At 70.2% G+C, this 16,560-nt stretch carries 13 protein-coding genes; 2 read left to right on the top strand and 11 right to left on the bottom strand.

Annotation, left to right across the window (positions count from 1 at the left end; all coding sequences use genetic code 11):
- Nucleotides 1–306: 306 nt before the first annotated feature.
- The 10 genes from gabD to J2851_RS31680 form a co-directional block, all read right to left on the bottom strand.
- Entirely contained in the window at nucleotides 307–1,800 is a 1,494-nt protein-coding gene (gene gabD / locus J2851_RS31725; RefSeq protein WP_246501072.1) for an NADP-dependent succinate-semialdehyde dehydrogenase, read from the bottom strand.
- A gap of 92 nt (nucleotides 1,801–1,892) precedes the next feature.
- On the bottom strand, nucleotides 1,893–3,704 hold the full coding sequence (locus tag J2851_RS36455) for a CHASE2 domain-containing protein (protein ID WP_209771906.1): 1,812 nt from the start codon (nucleotides 3,702–3,704) through the stop codon (nucleotides 1,893–1,895).
- A 10-nt stretch (nucleotides 3,705–3,714) separates the two neighbouring features.
- Nucleotides 3,715–4,341, bottom strand: a complete 627-nt coding sequence (locus J2851_RS31715) for a FecR family protein (RefSeq protein ID WP_209771904.1) — start codon at nucleotides 4,339–4,341, stop codon at nucleotides 3,715–3,717.
- A gap of 245 nt (nucleotides 4,342–4,586) precedes the next feature.
- Nucleotides 4,587–6,398 carry a carbon starvation CstA family protein gene (locus tag J2851_RS31710; RefSeq protein ID WP_209771902.1) on the bottom strand — a complete coding sequence of 604 codons (1,812 nt, stop codon included), beginning with the start codon at nucleotides 6,396–6,398 and terminating at the stop codon, nucleotides 4,587–4,589.
- A 197-nt stretch (nucleotides 6,399–6,595) separates the two neighbouring features.
- Nucleotides 6,596–8,032 (bottom strand): dihydropyrimidinase, encoded by a 1,437-nt coding sequence (gene hydA, locus J2851_RS31705; protein WP_209771900.1) that lies wholly within the window; start codon nucleotides 8,030–8,032, stop codon nucleotides 6,596–6,598.
- 103 nt (nucleotides 8,033–8,135) lie between these two features.
- Complete coding sequence (locus J2851_RS31700; RefSeq protein ID WP_209771898.1) at nucleotides 8,136–8,867, bottom strand: maleate cis-trans isomerase family protein; 732 nt, start codon at nucleotides 8,865–8,867, stop codon at nucleotides 8,136–8,138.
- A 31-nt stretch (nucleotides 8,868–8,898) separates the two neighbouring features.
- A complete protein-coding gene (locus tag J2851_RS31695) occupies nucleotides 8,899–10,251 on the bottom strand; it encodes an amidohydrolase family protein (RefSeq protein ID WP_209771896.1) in 1,353 nt (450 codons plus the stop codon).
- On the bottom strand, nucleotides 10,248–11,030 hold the full coding sequence (locus tag J2851_RS31690) for an ABC transporter ATP-binding protein (RefSeq protein WP_209771893.1): 783 nt from the start codon (nucleotides 11,028–11,030) through the stop codon (nucleotides 10,248–10,250). The genes J2851_RS31695 and J2851_RS31690 overlap by 4 nt, the downstream gene beginning before the upstream one ends.
- A 4-nt stretch (nucleotides 11,031–11,034) precedes the next feature.
- Complete coding sequence (locus J2851_RS31685; RefSeq protein WP_209771891.1) at nucleotides 11,035–11,841, bottom strand: ABC transporter permease; 807 nt, start codon at nucleotides 11,839–11,841, stop codon at nucleotides 11,035–11,037.
- Nucleotides 11,842–11,867: 26 nt separating this feature from the next.
- The gene (locus tag J2851_RS31680) at nucleotides 11,868–12,905 is read right to left on the bottom strand and encodes an ABC transporter substrate-binding protein (protein WP_246501071.1); all 1,038 of its coding nucleotides are present in this window, start codon (nucleotides 12,903–12,905) and stop codon (nucleotides 11,868–11,870) included.
- A 228-nt stretch (nucleotides 12,906–13,133) separates the two neighbouring features.
- Here J2851_RS31680 and J2851_RS31675 point away from each other — a divergent pair, with 228 nt between their 5' ends.
- Nucleotides 13,134–13,826, top strand: a complete 693-nt coding sequence (locus J2851_RS31675; RefSeq protein WP_211114499.1) for a GntR family transcriptional regulator — start codon at nucleotides 13,134–13,136, stop codon at nucleotides 13,824–13,826.
- Here J2851_RS31675 and J2851_RS31670 read toward each other — a convergent pair.
- Entirely contained in the window at nucleotides 13,792–14,598 is an 807-nt protein-coding gene (locus tag J2851_RS31670; RefSeq protein ID WP_209771888.1) for a response regulator, read from the bottom strand. The genes J2851_RS31675 and J2851_RS31670 overlap by 35 nt on opposite strands.
- 205 nt (nucleotides 14,599–14,803) lie before the next feature.
- On the opposite strand from J2851_RS31670, the gene J2851_RS31665 reads away from it, so the two are divergent.
- A complete protein-coding gene (locus J2851_RS31665) occupies nucleotides 14,804–16,555 on the top strand; it encodes a cytochrome c biogenesis protein DipZ (protein ID WP_209771885.1) in 1,752 nt (583 codons plus the stop codon).
- Nucleotides 16,556–16,560 lie beyond the last annotated feature (5 nt).

Here is a 16,560-nt window from a genome sequence, read left to right as displayed (position 1 = left end):
TCGCCCCGCCCCCGCCCCCCCCGCGCCCCCCCCCCCCCCCGCCCCCCCCGGCCCCCCCCCCCCCCCCCCCCCCCCCGCCCGCAGGGCGTCAACGCAGCCTCATTGCAGAGCTTTTCCGGCCTGCGGCCGCCCCCTCATCCTGACCTTCTCCCCAGGGGGGAGAAGGAACTTAGTTTAGCCCTCTCCCCTCCGGGGAGAGGGTGGCCCGCAGGGCCGGTGAGGGGGTCTCGCGAAGCTGGTACGTCCGGCAAAAGCGCAACCCCCTCACCCTAACCCTCTCCCCAGAGGGGAGAGGGGAATGGCAGGTCACCGCCCGACGCCGCCCATGCAGAGGTACTTGATCTCCAGGTAGTCCTCGATGCCGTACTTGGAGCCTTCGCGGCCGATGCCGCTCTCCTTCATGCCGCCGAAGGGGGCGACTTCGGTGGAGATGATGCCCTCGTTGATGCCGACGATGCCGTATTCCAGCGCCTCGGCCACCCGCCAGACGCGGCCGATGTCGCGGCTGTAGAAGTAGGCGGCCAGGCCGAACTCGGTGGCGTTGGCCATGCGCACGGCCTCGTCCTCGCTGTCGAAGCGGAACAGCGGGGCGACCGGGCCGAAGGTCTCCTCGCGCGCCACCTTCATCGCCGGCGTCACGTCGGCGAGGATGGTCGGCTCGAAGAAGCTGCCGCCCAGGCTGTGGCGCTTGCCGCCGGCCACCACGCGGGCGCCCTTGTCGACCGCGTCGCGGATGTGGTCCTCGACCTTCTCCACGGCGGCCATGTCGATCAGCGGGCCCTGCTGGGCGCCGTCGGTGGTCAGGCCGGGGCCGACCTTCAGCGCGGCGACGGCGTCGGACAGCTTGGCGGCGAAGGCGTCGTAGACGCCGGACTGCACCAGCAGGCGGTTGGCGCAGACGCAGGTCTGGCCGGTGTTGCGGTACTTGGACGCGATGGCGCCCTTGACCGCCTCGTCGAGGTCGGCGTCGTCGAAGACGATGAAGGGGGCATTGCCGCCCAGCTCCAGCGAGACCTTCTTCACGGTGCCGGCGCACTGGGCCATCAGCTCCTTGCCGATCTCGGTGGAGCCGGTGAAGGACAGCTTGCGGACGATCGGGTTGCCGGTCATCTCCCCGCCGATGGCGCGGGCGGAGCCGGTGACGACGCTCAAGAGGCCGGCGGGGATGCCCGCCCGCTCCGCCAGCACGGCCATGGCGAGTGCGGTGAAGGGGGTGGCGGTCGCCGGCTTGATGACCATCGGGCAGCCGGCGGCCAGCGCCGGGCCGGCCTTGCGGGTGATCATGGCGGCCGGGAAGTTCCAGGGGGTGATGGCGGCGGTGACGCCGATCGGCTCCTTGGTGACGACGATGCGGCGGCCTTCCAGGTGCGACGGGATGGTGTCGCCGTAGACGCGCTTGCCCTCCTCCGCGAACCATTCGATGAAGGAGGCGGCGTAGGCGACTTCGCCCCGCGCCTCGGCGAGCGGCTTGCCCTGCTCGGCCGTCATGATGCGGGCGATGTCCTCCTGGTTCGCCATCATCAGGTCGAACCAGGCGCGCAGCAGCTTGGCGCGCTCCTTCGCGGTCCTGGCGCGCCACGCCGGCCAGGCGCGGTCGGCGGCCTCGATGGCGCGGCGGGTCTCGTCGGCGCCCATCATCGGGACGCTGCCGAGGACCGAGCCGTCGGCCGGGTTGCTGACATCCACCGTCTTGCCGCTGTCGGCATCGACCCAGCGCCCGTCGATGTAGCACTGGAAGCGCAGAAGCTCGGCGTCCTTCAGTCCGAGCCGGCGGGCGGTGTCCACGGAATCGTACGGCATGGTAACTGTGACTCCCTTGAATTTCTTATGGCCCTGATGGGTGGTGCCCAACACAAGTGTGTCGGCACCCCCCGCTTGTCCATGAATCAGGGTCAGCTCCGCCGTCCCGTCAACGCCCAGGCCGCGACCGGAACGGCCCGGCCGGGCAGCGACAGGGGGCCGAGCGGCCGGGCCGCCATGCCCTCGGCCGCCAGCCGCTCCGCCACCAGCCGGTGGGTGGCGTCGGAAATCAGGATGTCCGCGCCCGCCGCCTTGGTCGCCGATTCCAGCCGCGCCCCGACGTTCACCGCGTCGCCCAGCACGGTGTAGTTCAGCCGCCCGGCCCCGCCGACGTTGCCGATCACCATCGGCCCGGTGTGGACGCCGATCCCGACGCGCAGCGGATCGACGCCGAGGTCCCGCCAGCGCTCCGCCCCCGCGGCGACCGCCGCCTGCATGGCGAGCGCGCAGCGGCAGGCGTCCAGCGCCGGCTCCGCCCGCGCCACCGGGGCGCCGAAGACCGCCAGGATGCCGTCGCCGATGAACTTGTCCACATAGCCGCCGTGGCGCCGGATCTCCGCCGTCATGGCCTCCAGATAGGCGCCCAGGAAGGCGATCAGCCGGTCCGGCGGCAGCCGCTCCGACAGGCCGGTGAAGCCGCGGATGTCGGAGAACAGGACGGTCAGCACGCGCTCCTCCCCGCCCGGACGCAGCGCCTCCGGGTGCCGGACGAGGTTCTCGACGAGGTCGGGGTGCAGGTACTGGGCGAAGGCCTCCCGGATGCGCCGCCCCTCCGCGCGGCTGCGGCGGAAGGCCTGGGCCATCACCGCGCCGCCGGGCAGCAGGACGGCCGCCAACGGGAAGGCCATGCCCAGCACCAGCCCCTCCAGCGCGAAGGCCGCGTGGATCGCCCCGGCAACCGCCAGCGCCCACCCGGTCAGGGCCGCCAGGGCGGCGACCGGGGGCAGCCCCGCCAACGCGGACGCCACCAGCCCGGCCAGCGCTGTGACGCCGAGGTCGCCGAGCCGCGTGACCGCGTCCTGGCGCAGAAGCCGGGCGGTCAGCAGCGTGTCCACCAGCATCGCGTGGCGCTCCACCCCGGCCAGCGCGTCGTCGTAGGGGGTGGGGAAGCGGTCGCCCAGCCCGGTGACGGCGGCGCCGACCAGCACCACCCGCCCGCGCACCCGCCCGGCCTCCAGCCGGCCGCTCCACAGGTCGGTCAGCGGCGCGGTGTCGATGGTCCCCGACGGGCCGAGATAGTTCACCGGCATCCGCAAGGCGCCATCGGTGGCGATCCACTCCCCATCGAGGTCAAGCCCCAGCCCAGGCTCCAGCCGCAGCGGTTCCTCGGCGATGCCAAGCCGCAGCCGGGCCACCGCAAGCGCCAGGGAGGGCAGGAGGTTGTCCCCATCCCTCAGCACCAGCGCCTCGCGCGAGGGGCGCCCGGCGGCGTCGGGGAACAGGTTGACGTGCCCCAGGGCCGCCGCGGCATCCGCCAGCGCCGGGATCGGCCGGACGATCCGCTCCGGCGCGGGAAGGGGGGTGCTTTCCCCGCCGAACTCCCCATACGCCGCCAGCACGACCCGCCCGAAGCGGGCGATGGACTGCGCGAAGGCCGCGTCGCCTCCCGGATCCGGTTCGGCCTCCGGGAACAGCAGGTCGAAGGCGACCAGGTCCGGCCCAAGGGCGGCGAGCCGGTCCATCAGCTCGGCCATGCGGCGGCGCGGCCAGGGCCAGCGGCCCAGCCGCTCCACCGAGGCGTCGTCGGCCAGCAGGACCAGCACCTCCCCGCTGACCGGCTGGACCCCGCGCAGGAGGAAGCGACCGTCCAGCGTCAGCGCCTCCAGCCGGGCCGCCCACCCGCCGTCCCCGGCCAGCGCCTGGACGATGACAAGGGCCGCGGTGAGGAGGAGGCCGATCCTCATCGGCGGCCGGTCACGGCAGGGTGGTGGCGTCGAGGACGCGGGTGGCCCGCGGGGCGGCCCAGGTCTTGGGAGGCTGTGGGGCGGCGCCCGGCGCCACGTCGGTCCCTTCCCCGGCCTTCAGCTCCACAGGGCCCCCGGCGCCGGGACCGGTGGAGCGCACCGACACGGTCCCCGACACCCCCAGCACGGCGGTGCCGTCGCGGGTCACCTCGACGATCCATTCGGTGGAGCGGGCGGCGGCCACCGCGGTCGGCGTCCGCACCTCGAACCGGGAGGCGCCGACCAGCTTCTCCGCCACCGCGCGGACGAGTCCCCCGGCGATGGCCAGCGCCGCGTCGCGCGTGCCGGCCCCGCCCGGCTCCTCGAACCGCTCCACGGTCATGGCGGCGTTGGAGCCCAGCGTGGCGGCGCTGCCGTCGCGGAATTTCACGCGCAGCCGGCCGGCCGGCCCGGTCCGCAGCTCGTCCCCGGCCTCCACCGGCAAGCCGGGGCGCATCGGGGTGACGGTGCCCGCCCGCACCAGCTCGGCCGTGCCGACGACCGTCTGGATTTCCCCAACCGGCCCAGCGGCCAGGGCGGGATCGGCCAGGGTGATCAGGAAACCGCACAGGACGGCGGCGCAGGATCGGCAGGGCATTCTCGGTGGCCTCCCCTCGGGGACATGCACGCCCAGATTGGCACGCCCAGATTGGCACGCCCAGATTGGCACGCCCAGAATGGCACGCCCAGAATGGCACGTCTAGAATGCACCGTTCCGCGGGCGGGCGGCCGGTGCGGGCGGATTACCGCCGACAAAATCAGGGCGGCAAAATCAGATAGGCCCAAAAACGACGGGTGCCGCCGGCGAGCGGCGGCACCCTGCAACGTGCGTGTGGTGGACGGTTACTCGGCGGGGGTGGCGATCATGCCGCCCGGCAGGCCGGTCTTGCGGACCTGAAGCAGTTCCTTCCACTTCTTCAGCGCGGCGATCAGGATCACGAAGCCCAGCGTCAGCATGATGATGGAGATCGTGGCGTTGAAGAGGTTGTACCCCTTGGCGACCGGGTTCAGGTAGACGTGGGAGATCATCCAGTAGCCGGCGTAGTTCACCGTGACGAACAGGTAGGCCAGCGGGACCAGGCAGGTCAGCATGTAGGACCGCTTTTCCGACAGGCGCAGGATGATGGTGGCGCCGATGATCAGGCCGACCGAGGCCATCAGCTGGTTCGACACGCCGAACAGAGCCCAGACCGAGTTGATGTCGCCCGACGTCAGCAGGTAGCCCCAGGCCACGCAGGCGATCACGCTGGCAACGATGGAACCGGGCATCCAGTCGAGCCGCTTCATGGGGGCGTAGACGTCGCCGAGAAGGTCCTGGATCAGGTAACGGGCGACGCGGGTCCCGCTGTCCACGGCGGTCAGGATGAACACCGCCTCGAACATCACGACGAACTGGAAGAAGTAGGAGGCAAGGCTGCTGAACCACGGGATGCGGGTGAAGATCTCGGTCATGCCGACCGCCAGGGTCACCGCACCGCCGGTCCGGCCGTAGAGGTCAAGACCGATCTCCTGGCTGAGGCGCGGCAGGTCGACCACCTCCATGCCCAGGGCCTTGAAGACGGCGGGGGCGGAGTTGATGGCGAAGTAGTCGGCGGGGTGCAGGGAGGTCGCGGCGATCAGGGCCATGACGCCGACCACGCATTCCGCCAGCATGCCGCCGAAGGCCACGGGACGGATGTCGCTCCACTTGTCGATCAGCTTCGGCGTGGTGCCCGAGCCGATGAAGGCGTGGAAGCCGGAGATGGCGCCGCAGGCGATGGTGATGGAGATGAAGGGCCACACCGGGCCGGCCAGCACCGGGCCGCCGCCATGGATGAAGTCGGTCAGGGCGGGGAAGCGGATCTCGGGGTTGATGAAGACGACGCCGACGACGAGCGCGCCGAACACGCCGATCTTCATGAAGCTGGACAGGTAGCCGCGCGGGGTCAGCAGCATCCACACCGGCAGCGCCGTGGCGAAGAAGGCGTAGATGGGCAGGGCCAGCGCGACCGTGTCCTTGTGCAGCGTCAGCCAGCTGCCCAGCATCGTGCCCTGGATGTAGGGGCCGGCGAAGACGGAGGCGGCGATGGCCGCGATGCCCACCTGCGTGGCGCCCTTGGAGCTGCCGGTGAAGCGCTCATAGAGGCCGAGCGCCACGGCGATCGGGATGGTCATGAAGACCGCGAAGGCGCCCCAGGCGTTGCGTTCCAGCGCATGCACCACGACCATCGACAGGCCGGCCATGGTGATGGTGATGATGAACAGCATGGCGAGGCCCGTGCACCAGCCGGCGACCGGGCCAAGCTCGGCCTTCGCCACCTCCGACAGGGATTGCCCCCGGTGCTTCATGGAGGCGAACAGCACGACCGTGTCGTGCACGGCGCCGCCGATCACGCAGCCGATCAGCAGCCACAGGAAGCTTGGCAGGTAGCCGAACTGGGCGGCCAGCACGGGGCCGACCAGCGGGCCGGCGGCGGCGATGGCCGCGAAATGCTGGCCGGCATTCACCCACTTCTTGGTCGGGACGTAGTTGCGCCCGTCCTCCAGCGCGTGCGACGGGGTGACTTCGGAATCATCGGCACGGAGCACCTTGCGCACAAAGAACACGCCGTAGAAGCGGTAGCAGAGGGCGAGGATGCAGAGTGTCGCGATCACAAATGTTAGTGCGTGATCCATGACAGCTCTCCTTGGAAAGGATCTGCCGTCACCTTAGGAGTCCCCCGACCCGCTGTGGGGTGATGTCCCCGGAGCGGCGCCATGGCGCGCCGAGCGGTCGGAAAGCGGGGGTGAGCGGCGGAGGCCTGTTTCCGCCTCCGATTGACCGAGCATGCGCTTGATATTTCCCTCTCCCGGGGTGGGAGAGGGTTTGGTCTTCAGAACGGCAGGACCGGCGCCGGCGCCCCCTTCGGGCGGGCGGGGGCCGGGAGGCCGCAGGGCAGGAAGGCGCCGCGGCCGGGCGAGGCCAGAAGCGCGCCGTCGCGGCACACCATCTCGCCGCGCGACAGGGTCGCCACCGGCCAGCCGGTGACCTCGATGCCCTCGTAGGGAGTGTAGTCCACGTTGTGGTGCAGCAGGTCGTTGGTGATCGTCACCGTGCGGGACGGGTCCCACAGCGCGATGTCCGCGTCGGCGCCCACGGCGATGGTGCCCTTGCGCGGGTGCAGGCCGTACATGCGCGCGGGGTTGGTGGCGGTCAGCTCCACGAACTTGGTCAGCTCCATCCGGCCCTTCATCACGCCTTCGGAGAAGAGCAGGGGAAGGCGCGTTTCCACGCCCGGAATGCCGTTGGGGACGCAGCGGAAGGGCGCCTTTTCGCCCGCGACCTTCTTCCCCTTCGGGCCGTCGTAGCGGAAGGGCGCGTGGTCGGAGGAGAAGACCTGGAAGGTCCCGCCGGTCAGCCCGTCCCAGATCACCCGCTGGTTGGCGGCGTCGCGCGGCGGGGGCGAGCAGATGCACTTGGCGCCCTCGAACCCGTCGCCGCCCAGATCGTCGGCGGTCAGGAACAGGTATTGCGGGCAGGTTTCCGCGTAGATGCGCAGGCCCCGGCCCTGCGCCCAGCGGATCTGCTCCACCGCGTCGGCGCCGGAGACGTGGACGATCAGGATCGGCACGTCCACCAGCTCGGCCAGCGAGATGGCGCGGTGGGTGGCCTCGCGCTCCGCCACGCGGGGGCGGGAGACGCCGTGGAAGAAGGGGGCGGTCTGGCCGGCGCGCTCCAGCTTGTCGGTCAGCCAGGCGATGCAGTCGGCGTTCTCCGCGTGCATCATGACCATGGCGCCCTCGGTGCGGGCGATGTCCAGCACCTCCAGGATCTGGCGGTCGTTCAGCTTCAGCGCGTCATAGGTCATGTAGATCTTGAAGGAGGTGTAGCCGTCGCGGATCAGCGCCGGCAACTCCTGCCCCAGGACCTGTTCGGTGGGGTCGGTGACGATCAGGTGGAAGGCGTAGTCGATCACCGGCTTGCCTTCGGCGCGGCGGTGATAGTCCTCCACCGCGGCGCGCAGCGACTGCCCCTTGGCCTGGCAGGCGAAGGGCAGCACCGTCGTCGTGCCGCCGAACGCCGCGGAGCGCGTGCCGCTGAGGAAGTCGTCGGCCATCTCCGACTCGTCGCCGGTCGGCTGGTCGAAATGGACGTGGCCGTCCACGCCGCCGGGCAGGACGAGCAGGTTGGCCGCGTCGATCTCCTCCCGGCCGGCGGCGAGATTCTCGCCCAGCGCGGCCACCTTGCCGCCGCGCACGCCGACATCGGCCTTGAACACGTCCGACGCGGTGGCGACCGTGCCGTTGCGGATGACCAGATCGAAGTCCATGGTTCAAGCCTTTCGTGATGCGCCTGAGTGTTCACCACAGAGACACGGAGACACAGAGGGGGTGGCTTCTCCGTGTCTCTGTGTCTCCGTGGTGATCGCTTCTTCAGCCGTGCAGTTCCTGGAACAGGCTGCCCCAGCCCGTCACGCGGCGGGTGTCCACCCCGGTCATGCGCAGCGCCTTCCACACCACGGTGGACACCGTGTCGTAGACGGGGATGCCCAGCGCCTTCTCCACCCGCTCCGCCACGGGGGCGCCGCGCATGTTGGTGCAGATGATGGCGATGGCGTCGGGCTTGGCTTCGGCCACCTCGGCGCACAGGCGCTCGATCCGCTCTTCGCTGATCTCGGAGAAGGAGAAGTTGCCGCGGTCGTTCAGGTGCCGCTCCGCCACCACCTCGAAGCCGGCGGCGTTGTAGTTGGCGACCATCTTCTCCTGAATCTCGTCCAGGTACGGGCTGACGATGGCGAAGCGCTTGCGGCCCGTGGTTTCCAGGATCTCGTTCAGCGCCAGCATGGAGGTGCAGGCGGGGATGCCCGTCTCGGCCTCTATCGTCTTGCACAGACGCACGTCGGCGTCGAAGCCCAGCCAGCCGGCCGAGGTGCCGTTCCAGCCGATCACGTTCAGCCGCGCGTCGGCCAGCAGCCGGGCGGCATCCAGGAAAGGCGCGTCGGTGAACTGGTCGAGCGCTGCGGCGCGCAACGAGATCTCCTTGACGGTGAAGCGGCCGAAATGGGCGGTGACCTCGGGCAGGCCGCTCAGCATCGCGGAGGTCACCGGCTCCAGCACCGTGTTGGAGGAGGGCGTCAGCATGCCCAGAAGGACGCGGTCGGTCATGGTCTTGGTCTTCTTTCTTGGAATTGTCTTTTTAGGCTCGGGCGCGCGCCCAGAGCGCGCGGGCGGCCTGATCGGCCTCGATGCAGATCCGGTCCAGGTCGGCGCGGACAGGGCGGCCGTCCTCCACCAGCGTTTCGCCGTCCACCAGCACCATTTCCACGTCGCGCCCCTGGCCGGTGTGGACGAGCGTGCCGAGCGGGTTGACCAGCGGGCGCAGGTGCGGGCGGCGGGTGTCGAAGACGACGAGGTCGGCCTTCTTGCCCACGGCCAGCGTGCCGATGTCGTCGGCCATGCCCACGGCCTTCGCGCCGCCCAGCGTCGCCATGCGGAAGACGTCGGCCGGCTGCCAGTCGGCGGTGACGCCGCCCTGCTGGATGCGGGCGGTGGCGAGCGCCCAGCGCATCGCCTCCACCATGTCGCCGTGCTGCGTGTCGGTGCAGAGCGCGAGGTTCACCCCGGCGGCCTTCAGCGCCGGCGTCGGCGCCAGCCGGCCGGAGGCGGCGTTGCATTTCGGGACGTGAACGGCGTGGGCGCCGCTGGCGGCGAGCCGCGCGATGTCCGTGTCGCTCACATAAAGGCAATGGGTGGCGAGCAGCCGGTCGTTCAGCAGCCCGACCTCATCCAGCAGCTCCGCCGGGGAGAGGCCGGTGGAGGCCTTCACGCGCTCCACCTCCACGCGGCTCTGCGCCAAGTGGGTGTTGACGCGCATGTTCCGCGCGGCGGCCTCGCCGGCGATGGTGCGCAGGAAGGCGGGGGAGCAGGTGTCCGGCGCATGGGCGGCCATCTGCACCTGGATGCGCCCGCCGTTGGCGCCGTGCCAGCGGTCGTGCAGGTCAAGCGTCCGGCGCAGCAGGTCGTCGCCGATGGCCGCGTCGAAAGACCATTCGCCGTTCGCCACGCGGGCGAAGTCCACGTCGTGGACGCGCCAGCCGGCGTGGACGCGCAGGCCAAGCTCCGCGATGGCGTCCAGCGTCGCGTCGGCGTGGACGAAGTGGTCGCACACCAGCGTGGAGCCGGAGAGCAGCGCCTCCACCGCGCCCAGCCGGGCCAGCGCGCGGGCCTCCTCCGGCGTGGCGTCGGTCCCCTTGGGGATGCCGGGCGTGTAGGACGGCGCGAAGCCCAGGTCGGCGGCGACACCACGCACCATGACCAGCACGGCGTGCAGGTGGGCGTTGATGAAGCCCGGCGTCACGAGGCGGCCCGGCAGCGCCCGCGTGACCTTGGCCGACGGGAATGGCTTTGAGGCCGGGGCGAGGTGGACGATCCGTCCGTCGCGGATGCCGATGGCGGCGTCCTCGACGATGGTCCCGGTGGTTTCGCCGGTCAGGACGGTGGCGCCGGTGAGGAGGAGGTCCAGCGGCCCAGCTGTTATGTCAGCACTCATGCGGCAGCCACCGAACGCTGCTGCATCCCTTCCTCGCGGATCAGGTTCAGGATGTGGCGCTTGTGGTCGTTGAAGCGCGGGCTGGTGATGTCGCGCGGGCGCGGCAGGTCGAGGTCGATCAGTTCCCGGATGCGGCCCGGCCGGCTGGTCATCACGGCGACGCGGGTGCCGAGCACCAGCGCCTCATCCACGCTGTGGGTGACGAAGACGACGGTGCAGCGCTGCTTCTGCCAGATGGCGACCAGCTCCTCCTGCATGTCCATTTTGGTCTGGGCGTCCAGCGCGGCGAAGGGCTCGTCCATCAGGATGACCTGCGGGTTCAGCAGCAGGGCGCGGGCGATGCCGACGCGCTGGCTCATGCCGCCGGACAACTCCGCCGGGTAGTGGTTCTCGAAGCCGCGCAGGCCCACCATGTCGATGTATTCCTGCGCCGCGCTGCGCCGGTCGGCCTTGCGCCAGCCCTTCAGGCGCAGGTGGAAGGCCACGTTCTCCCACACCGGCAGCCAGGGCATCAGGTTGGCCTGCTGGAACACCATGCCGCGGTCGGCGCCCGGCCCGCCGACAGGCTTGCCGCCGACCGTGACGGTGCCGGTCGTCGGCTTCTCGAAGCCGGCGATCATGTTCAGCAGCGTGGACTTGCCGCAGCCGGACGAGCCGAGCAGGCACAGGAACTCGTTCGGCTGGACCGACAGGCTGACGTCGTCGATGGCCAGCAGGTCGCGCTTGCGCTTGGCGTCGCGGTAGATCTTGGTGATGTTCTGGAGGTCGATGGAGGCCATGGGGTCAGCCCTCCCGGCTCTGGAGCGTGGAGCCGTGCTGCCAGTGCAGCGCGGCGGACATCAGCAGCTTGATGGCGCCGTCGGTGGCGAAGCCCAAAAGGCCGATGCTGGCCATGGCCGCGAGCACGAGGTCGTAGCGCAGGAAGTAGTAGCTGTCCCACAGCACGTAGCCGAGGCCGCTCTTCACCGCGACCATCTCCGCCGTGACGGTCAGCATCCAGGCGGCGCCGATGCCGATGCGCAGGCCGGCGAAGATGCTGGGCAGCGCCGCCGGGAACACGACGTGACGCAGAAGCTGCTGTTCCGTCGCGCCCATCATGGAGGCGGCGCGGATCAGGTTGCGGTCGGCCGTCTTCACCCCGTGGATGGTGTTCATCAGGATCGGGAAGAAGGCGCCCAGGAAGACCAGGAAGATGGCCGGCTTGTTGGCGATGCCGAACCAGATGATGGCGAGCGGGATCCAGGACACCGGCGGCACCGGGCGCAGCATCTGGATGGTCGGCTCCACCGTGCGCTCCACCCAGCGCCACCAGCCGATGGCGATGCCCAGCGCCACGCCGCTGACCGCCGCGATGGCGTAGCCGGCGGCGACGCGCAACGCGCTGGACAGGGCGTCGGCCAGCCAGCGGCCGCTGTTGGCCTGCGAGGACTCGTCGAAGCCGGTGATCCAGTCGGCCCAGGTGTGCAGAACCACCGACGGCGCCGGCAGCAGCGCCTGCGGCAGGACACCGGACCGGGAGAAGACCTCCCAGGCGGCGAGGATGAACAGGGGAACGGCCAGCCGCTCCCAGGATTTCGTCAGTGCCGTCATGGCCCGGAGTCCCTATGCTGTGCGGATCAGTAGCCGAGGTCGGCCTTCGGCTTCTTGGTGACCGCCTCCAGGAAGCGGTAGTCCAGGTTCTTCTCCGCCTTGGCCGAGACGTCGTTGGAGATGTACTTCAGGTCGCGCATCATCGCGGCGATGGCGAGCGTGCTGTCCTTGTGCATGGCGTAGTCGGGCGACGCGTTCTTCAGCGCTTCAGCCGCCACGGCCTTGTCCATGCCGGTGTATTTGTTGATCACGTCGACCCAGGCGGCCTGGTCGGATTTCAGCGTCTCCACCATGGCGACGACGGAGCCGACGGTGGCCTCGACCGCCTTCGGGTGCTCCTTGATGACGTCGGAGCGGGTGACGATCAGGTTGGTCAGGTTGCCGGCCGCTTGGTCATAGGGCAGGGCGAAATGCTTCCCCACGCCGGTCTGCCGGATCTGCGAGGCGAAGGGCTCCACCGTGCAGATCACGTCCACCTCCCCGCGCTGCAGGGCGGCGGCATGGTCGGACGGGTTCGGGATGTTGACGAACTGCACGTCCTTGTTGACGTTGATGCCGTGCTTCAGCAGCGCGCCGCGCATGTGGATGTCCTGGGCGTTGCCGCGCGAGGCCGCGACGCGCAGCGGCTCCCCCTTCTCCTTGCGGGCGGCGATCAGCGCCTTCAGACCGTCCCAGTCGTCCGCCTTCAGGTCGATGCCCTTGGCCGTGACGATCTCCGACCCGCCGTTCACCTGGCCCGACACCGCGACCACGTCGAAGCCCTTGTCGAGTGCTGTGATGTAGTGGAGGTAGGTGACCTGGGCGACGTCGATGCTCTTGGACACCAGCGCGGTCAACACGTCGTTGCCGGAGTTGAAGTTGATCGCCTCGATCTCCACGCCCTTGGCGAGCCCCGGGGTCAGCGCCATCGGCAGGCAGTGGGCGCATTTCGCGAAGCCCAGCTTGATCGTGTCCGCCGCCTGCGCGGAAGCCGTGGCGGACAGGGCGAGGATGGCGGCGACAGCAGTCTTCAGGATGGCGGTCTTCAGGATGGCGGTCTTCAGAACGGTGGTCCGGAACGTCATGAGCGTGGGTTCCCCGATGCGGTTGCGTCCCACAGCCGGTCGCAAGCGCCGTGCCAAATTGTATACAAAATAATGATTTCCATTTTGTTGACTATTTTCAGTTACTTACGGCATAGTGGAAACCGTGGCGGGAACGATGGCTCGCCTGCCTGAAAATTAGGCGTAGCGCATCCTTTCGGCGTGAATGCCCAAGTATGCAGCACTTCTGGGGAAGGACACCGGGCGAGCATGGACGCGCTGAAGACCGTGAAGACCACCGCCCGGCCGATCCGCCGCGCCACGCTGCACCATTCCGCCGTGGCGGAGCTGCGCGCGATGATCCTGGACGGGGAGCTGCCGCCGGGCGTCCGCGTGCCGGAGGTGCAGCTGTGCGAGCAGCTGGGCATCTCCCGCACGCCTCTGCGCGAGGCTTTGCGCGTGCTGTCGTCGGAAGGGCTGGTGGAGCTGCGCCCGCACCGCGGCGCCATCGTGGCGCCGGTGGACCCCAACGAGATCGCGGCGATCTTCGAGGTGATGGACGCGCTGGAACGGCTGGCCGGGACCCTGGCCTGCAAGAACGGGCTGGAGGCCGAATTCACCAAGCTCGACCGGATGCACGACCAGCTCGTCGCGCAGCACGAGGCAGGGGAGCGCGCGGCTTATTTCCTGACCAACCGGCAGATCCACGCGCAGATCGTCGCCATGGCGCGCAATCCGGCGCTGGAGGCGACCTACGGCGGCTTCGCCACGAAGATCCTGCGCGCCCGCTCGCTCGCCAACTACGACGCCGGCCGCTGGCAGGAGTCGGTGGACGAGCACGAGGTCTTCATGAAGGCCCTGCGCCGCCGCGACGCCGAGGAATTCGGCGCCCTGCTGGCCGACCACAGCCGCCGCACGGCGGTGGCCGTCATCCAGGCCTTGCAGCCGGTGCGCGCTCCTTGAAACCCGAGAGTTCCGCCGAGATCGGGGCAAGCTCGGCGTGCGCCGCGGCGATGTCCACCGGCTTGGCGAACACGTAGCCTTCGCTGCGGACCGTCTTGATGTAGGCGGGTTCGCGCGCGTCGTCGCGCAGCCGTTGCCGGATCCGGCTGACCAGCAGGTCGATGGAGCGCTCGAACAGTTCGGCCTCCCGCCCCTGGGTCAGGTTGAGCAGCTGGTCGCGGGACAGCACCCGCTGCGGATGGTCGAGGAAGACCTGGAGGAGCCGGTATTCGGCGCCGCTCAGCGCGACGGCGGTGCCCTCCGGATCGAGCAGGTGACGGGCCGTGGTGTCGAGCCGCCAGTCGCCGAACCGCAGGAGCCGGCCGGCCCCGGTCACCTGGAGATTCGGCGGCAGCATGCGCGTGCGGCGCAGGACCGCCTTGATGCGGGCCAGCAGCTCGCGCGCCGCGAAGGGCTTCGTCAGGTAATCGTCGGCTCCCATTTCCAGCCCGACAATCCGGTCCGTTTCGTCGCCGCAGGCCGTCAGCATCAGGACCGGCGTCGCGCCGTGGCGGCCGGCGCGCAGTTCCCGGCACAGCGCCAGCCCGTCGTCGCCCGGCATCATGAGGTCGAGGATGATGAGGTCCGCACGGTCGCGCTCCAGGAAGCTCCGCATCTGCCGCCCGTCCGCGGCCACGGTGGTGCGCAGCCCGTTCCTCTTCAGATAGTCGGACACGAGGTCCCGAATGTCCCGGTCGTCGTCGACGATCAGGACGTGGTCGATGTGTTCCATGCCGAATGCTCCCTGCCGAGTGCTCCCTACCGAATGCTCTATGCCGGCTCATCCCCGCTGACGCCGATCAGCGGCTTCACGCTGGACAAAACTTATCATCATAACTATTATTGTACAAACGAAACGGCGGCGCGCGTGGGTGCGCCGGGCGTTCATCACCGCCGGACGGCCCCTTGGGCGTCCGGTGGATCCGAAAGGTTCGGCCATGACCCTTTTCCTGGTGTCCTATCTGGCGGGCGTGCTGACGATCCTCAGCCCTTGCATTCTCCCCATCGTGCCCTTCGTCTTCTCAAGGGCGGGGCAGCCCGCCGGCCGCAGTGTTCTGCCGATGCTGGCCGGCATGGTGGCGAGCTTCGCAGGCGTCGCGACGCTCGCCGCCGTCGGCGGACAGTGGGCCGTCGGCGCCAACGAGGTCGGGCGGCTCGCCGCCCTCGCGCTGATGGCCGTGTTCGGCTGGACGCTCCTGTCGCCGCGCGCCGCCGCGGTCCTGAGCCGCCCATGGCTTGCGCTCGGAACCCGGCTGTCGGGCCGGGCCGGGACGCGGCCGGCGACCGTCGGCGGGTCGCTGCTGCTGGGTGTCGCGACCGGCTTCCTGTGGACCCCCTGCGCCGGCCCTATCCTGGGGCTGGTCCTGACCGGCGCCGCGCTCCAGGGGGCCAACGCGCAGACGACTCTGTTCCTGGCGGCCTACGCCGCCGGCGCCGCGACCTCGCTCGCCCTGGCGGTGCTCGCCGGCGGGCGGATCCTGGCGGCGATGAAGCGCTCCCTCGGCGTCGGCGAGCGCGTCCGGAAAGGGCTGGGCGCCGCCGTCCTCGCCGGCGTGGCGGCCATCGCGCTGGGCGTCGACACCGGCCTGCTGGCGCGCCTGTCCTACGCCGGGACCACCGGAATCGAGCAGTCCCTTCTCGACCAGCTTCCCGCCGCGGGCCTGACGGACAGGAGCATGACCATGGCCGCCAACGACACAAGCCGCCCCTACCGCAGCAGCCTGCCGATGGAAGGGCGGCTCCCGTCGCTCGGCGGGGCGGTCGAATGGCTGAACTCCGGGCCGCTCTCCGCGGAGCAGCTCCGCGGGAAGGTGGTCCTGGTCGATTTTTGGACCTACTCCTGCATCAACTGCATCCGGACGCTGCCCTACCTGCGGGCCTGGGCGGAGACGTACAAGGACCAGGGACTGGTCGTGATCGGTGTCCATACGCCGGAGTTCGCCTTCGAGAAGAAGATCGCGAACGTCAAGACGGCGATCCGGGACTTCCGCATCACCTACCCGGTCGCGGTCGACAGTGACTTCACGATCTGGCGGGCCTTCGGGAACAGCTACTGGCCGGCCCTCTACTTCGTCGACGCCGAAGGGCGCATCCGCCACCACCAGTTCGGCGAGGGCGGCTACGAGCGGTCGGAGCGGGTCATCCGGGATCTGCTGGCTGAAGCGGCGGGACGGCGGAGCGCCGACGCCGGGCTCGTCAACCCGGAGGCGCCGGGCGCGCAGGCCGCCCCCGACCTTGCCGACGCCCGCTCGGGCGAGACCTACATCGGCTATGAGAAGGCGGACGGCTTCGCGTCGCCGGAAGGCGTGCGCCCCGGCCGGCCGCAGGACTACACCATCGGCACGCCGCGGCTCAACCGCTGGGGCTTGGCCGGCAACTGGACGGTCGGGGCGGAGCAGGCCCGGCTGAACCGGCCCGGCGGGGCGATCGTCCACCGCTTCAGCGCGCGGGACCTGCACCTCGTGCTCGGCCCCGGCCCGGACGGCAAGCCGGTGCGCTTCCAGGTCACGGTCGACGGCAAGGCGCCGGGGGCGGACCACGGGGCGGACATCGGCGCCGACGGCACCGGCACGGTGTCGGAAACCCGGCTCTACCAGCTCGTCCGGCAGGCGGGCGACGTGCGCGAACGGACCTTCGAGATCCGCTTCCTCGATCCCGGCGTCGACGCCTACGTCTTCACCTTCGGATAAAGCGC

Source organism: Azospirillum rugosum, from assembly GCF_017876155.1.
Taxonomy (GTDB): Bacteria; Pseudomonadota; Alphaproteobacteria; order Azospirillales; family Azospirillaceae; genus Azospirillum; species Azospirillum rugosum.
The sequence above is the reverse complement of the archived record's forward strand: the minus strand, read 5'-3'. Positions and strand labels throughout refer to the sequence as shown.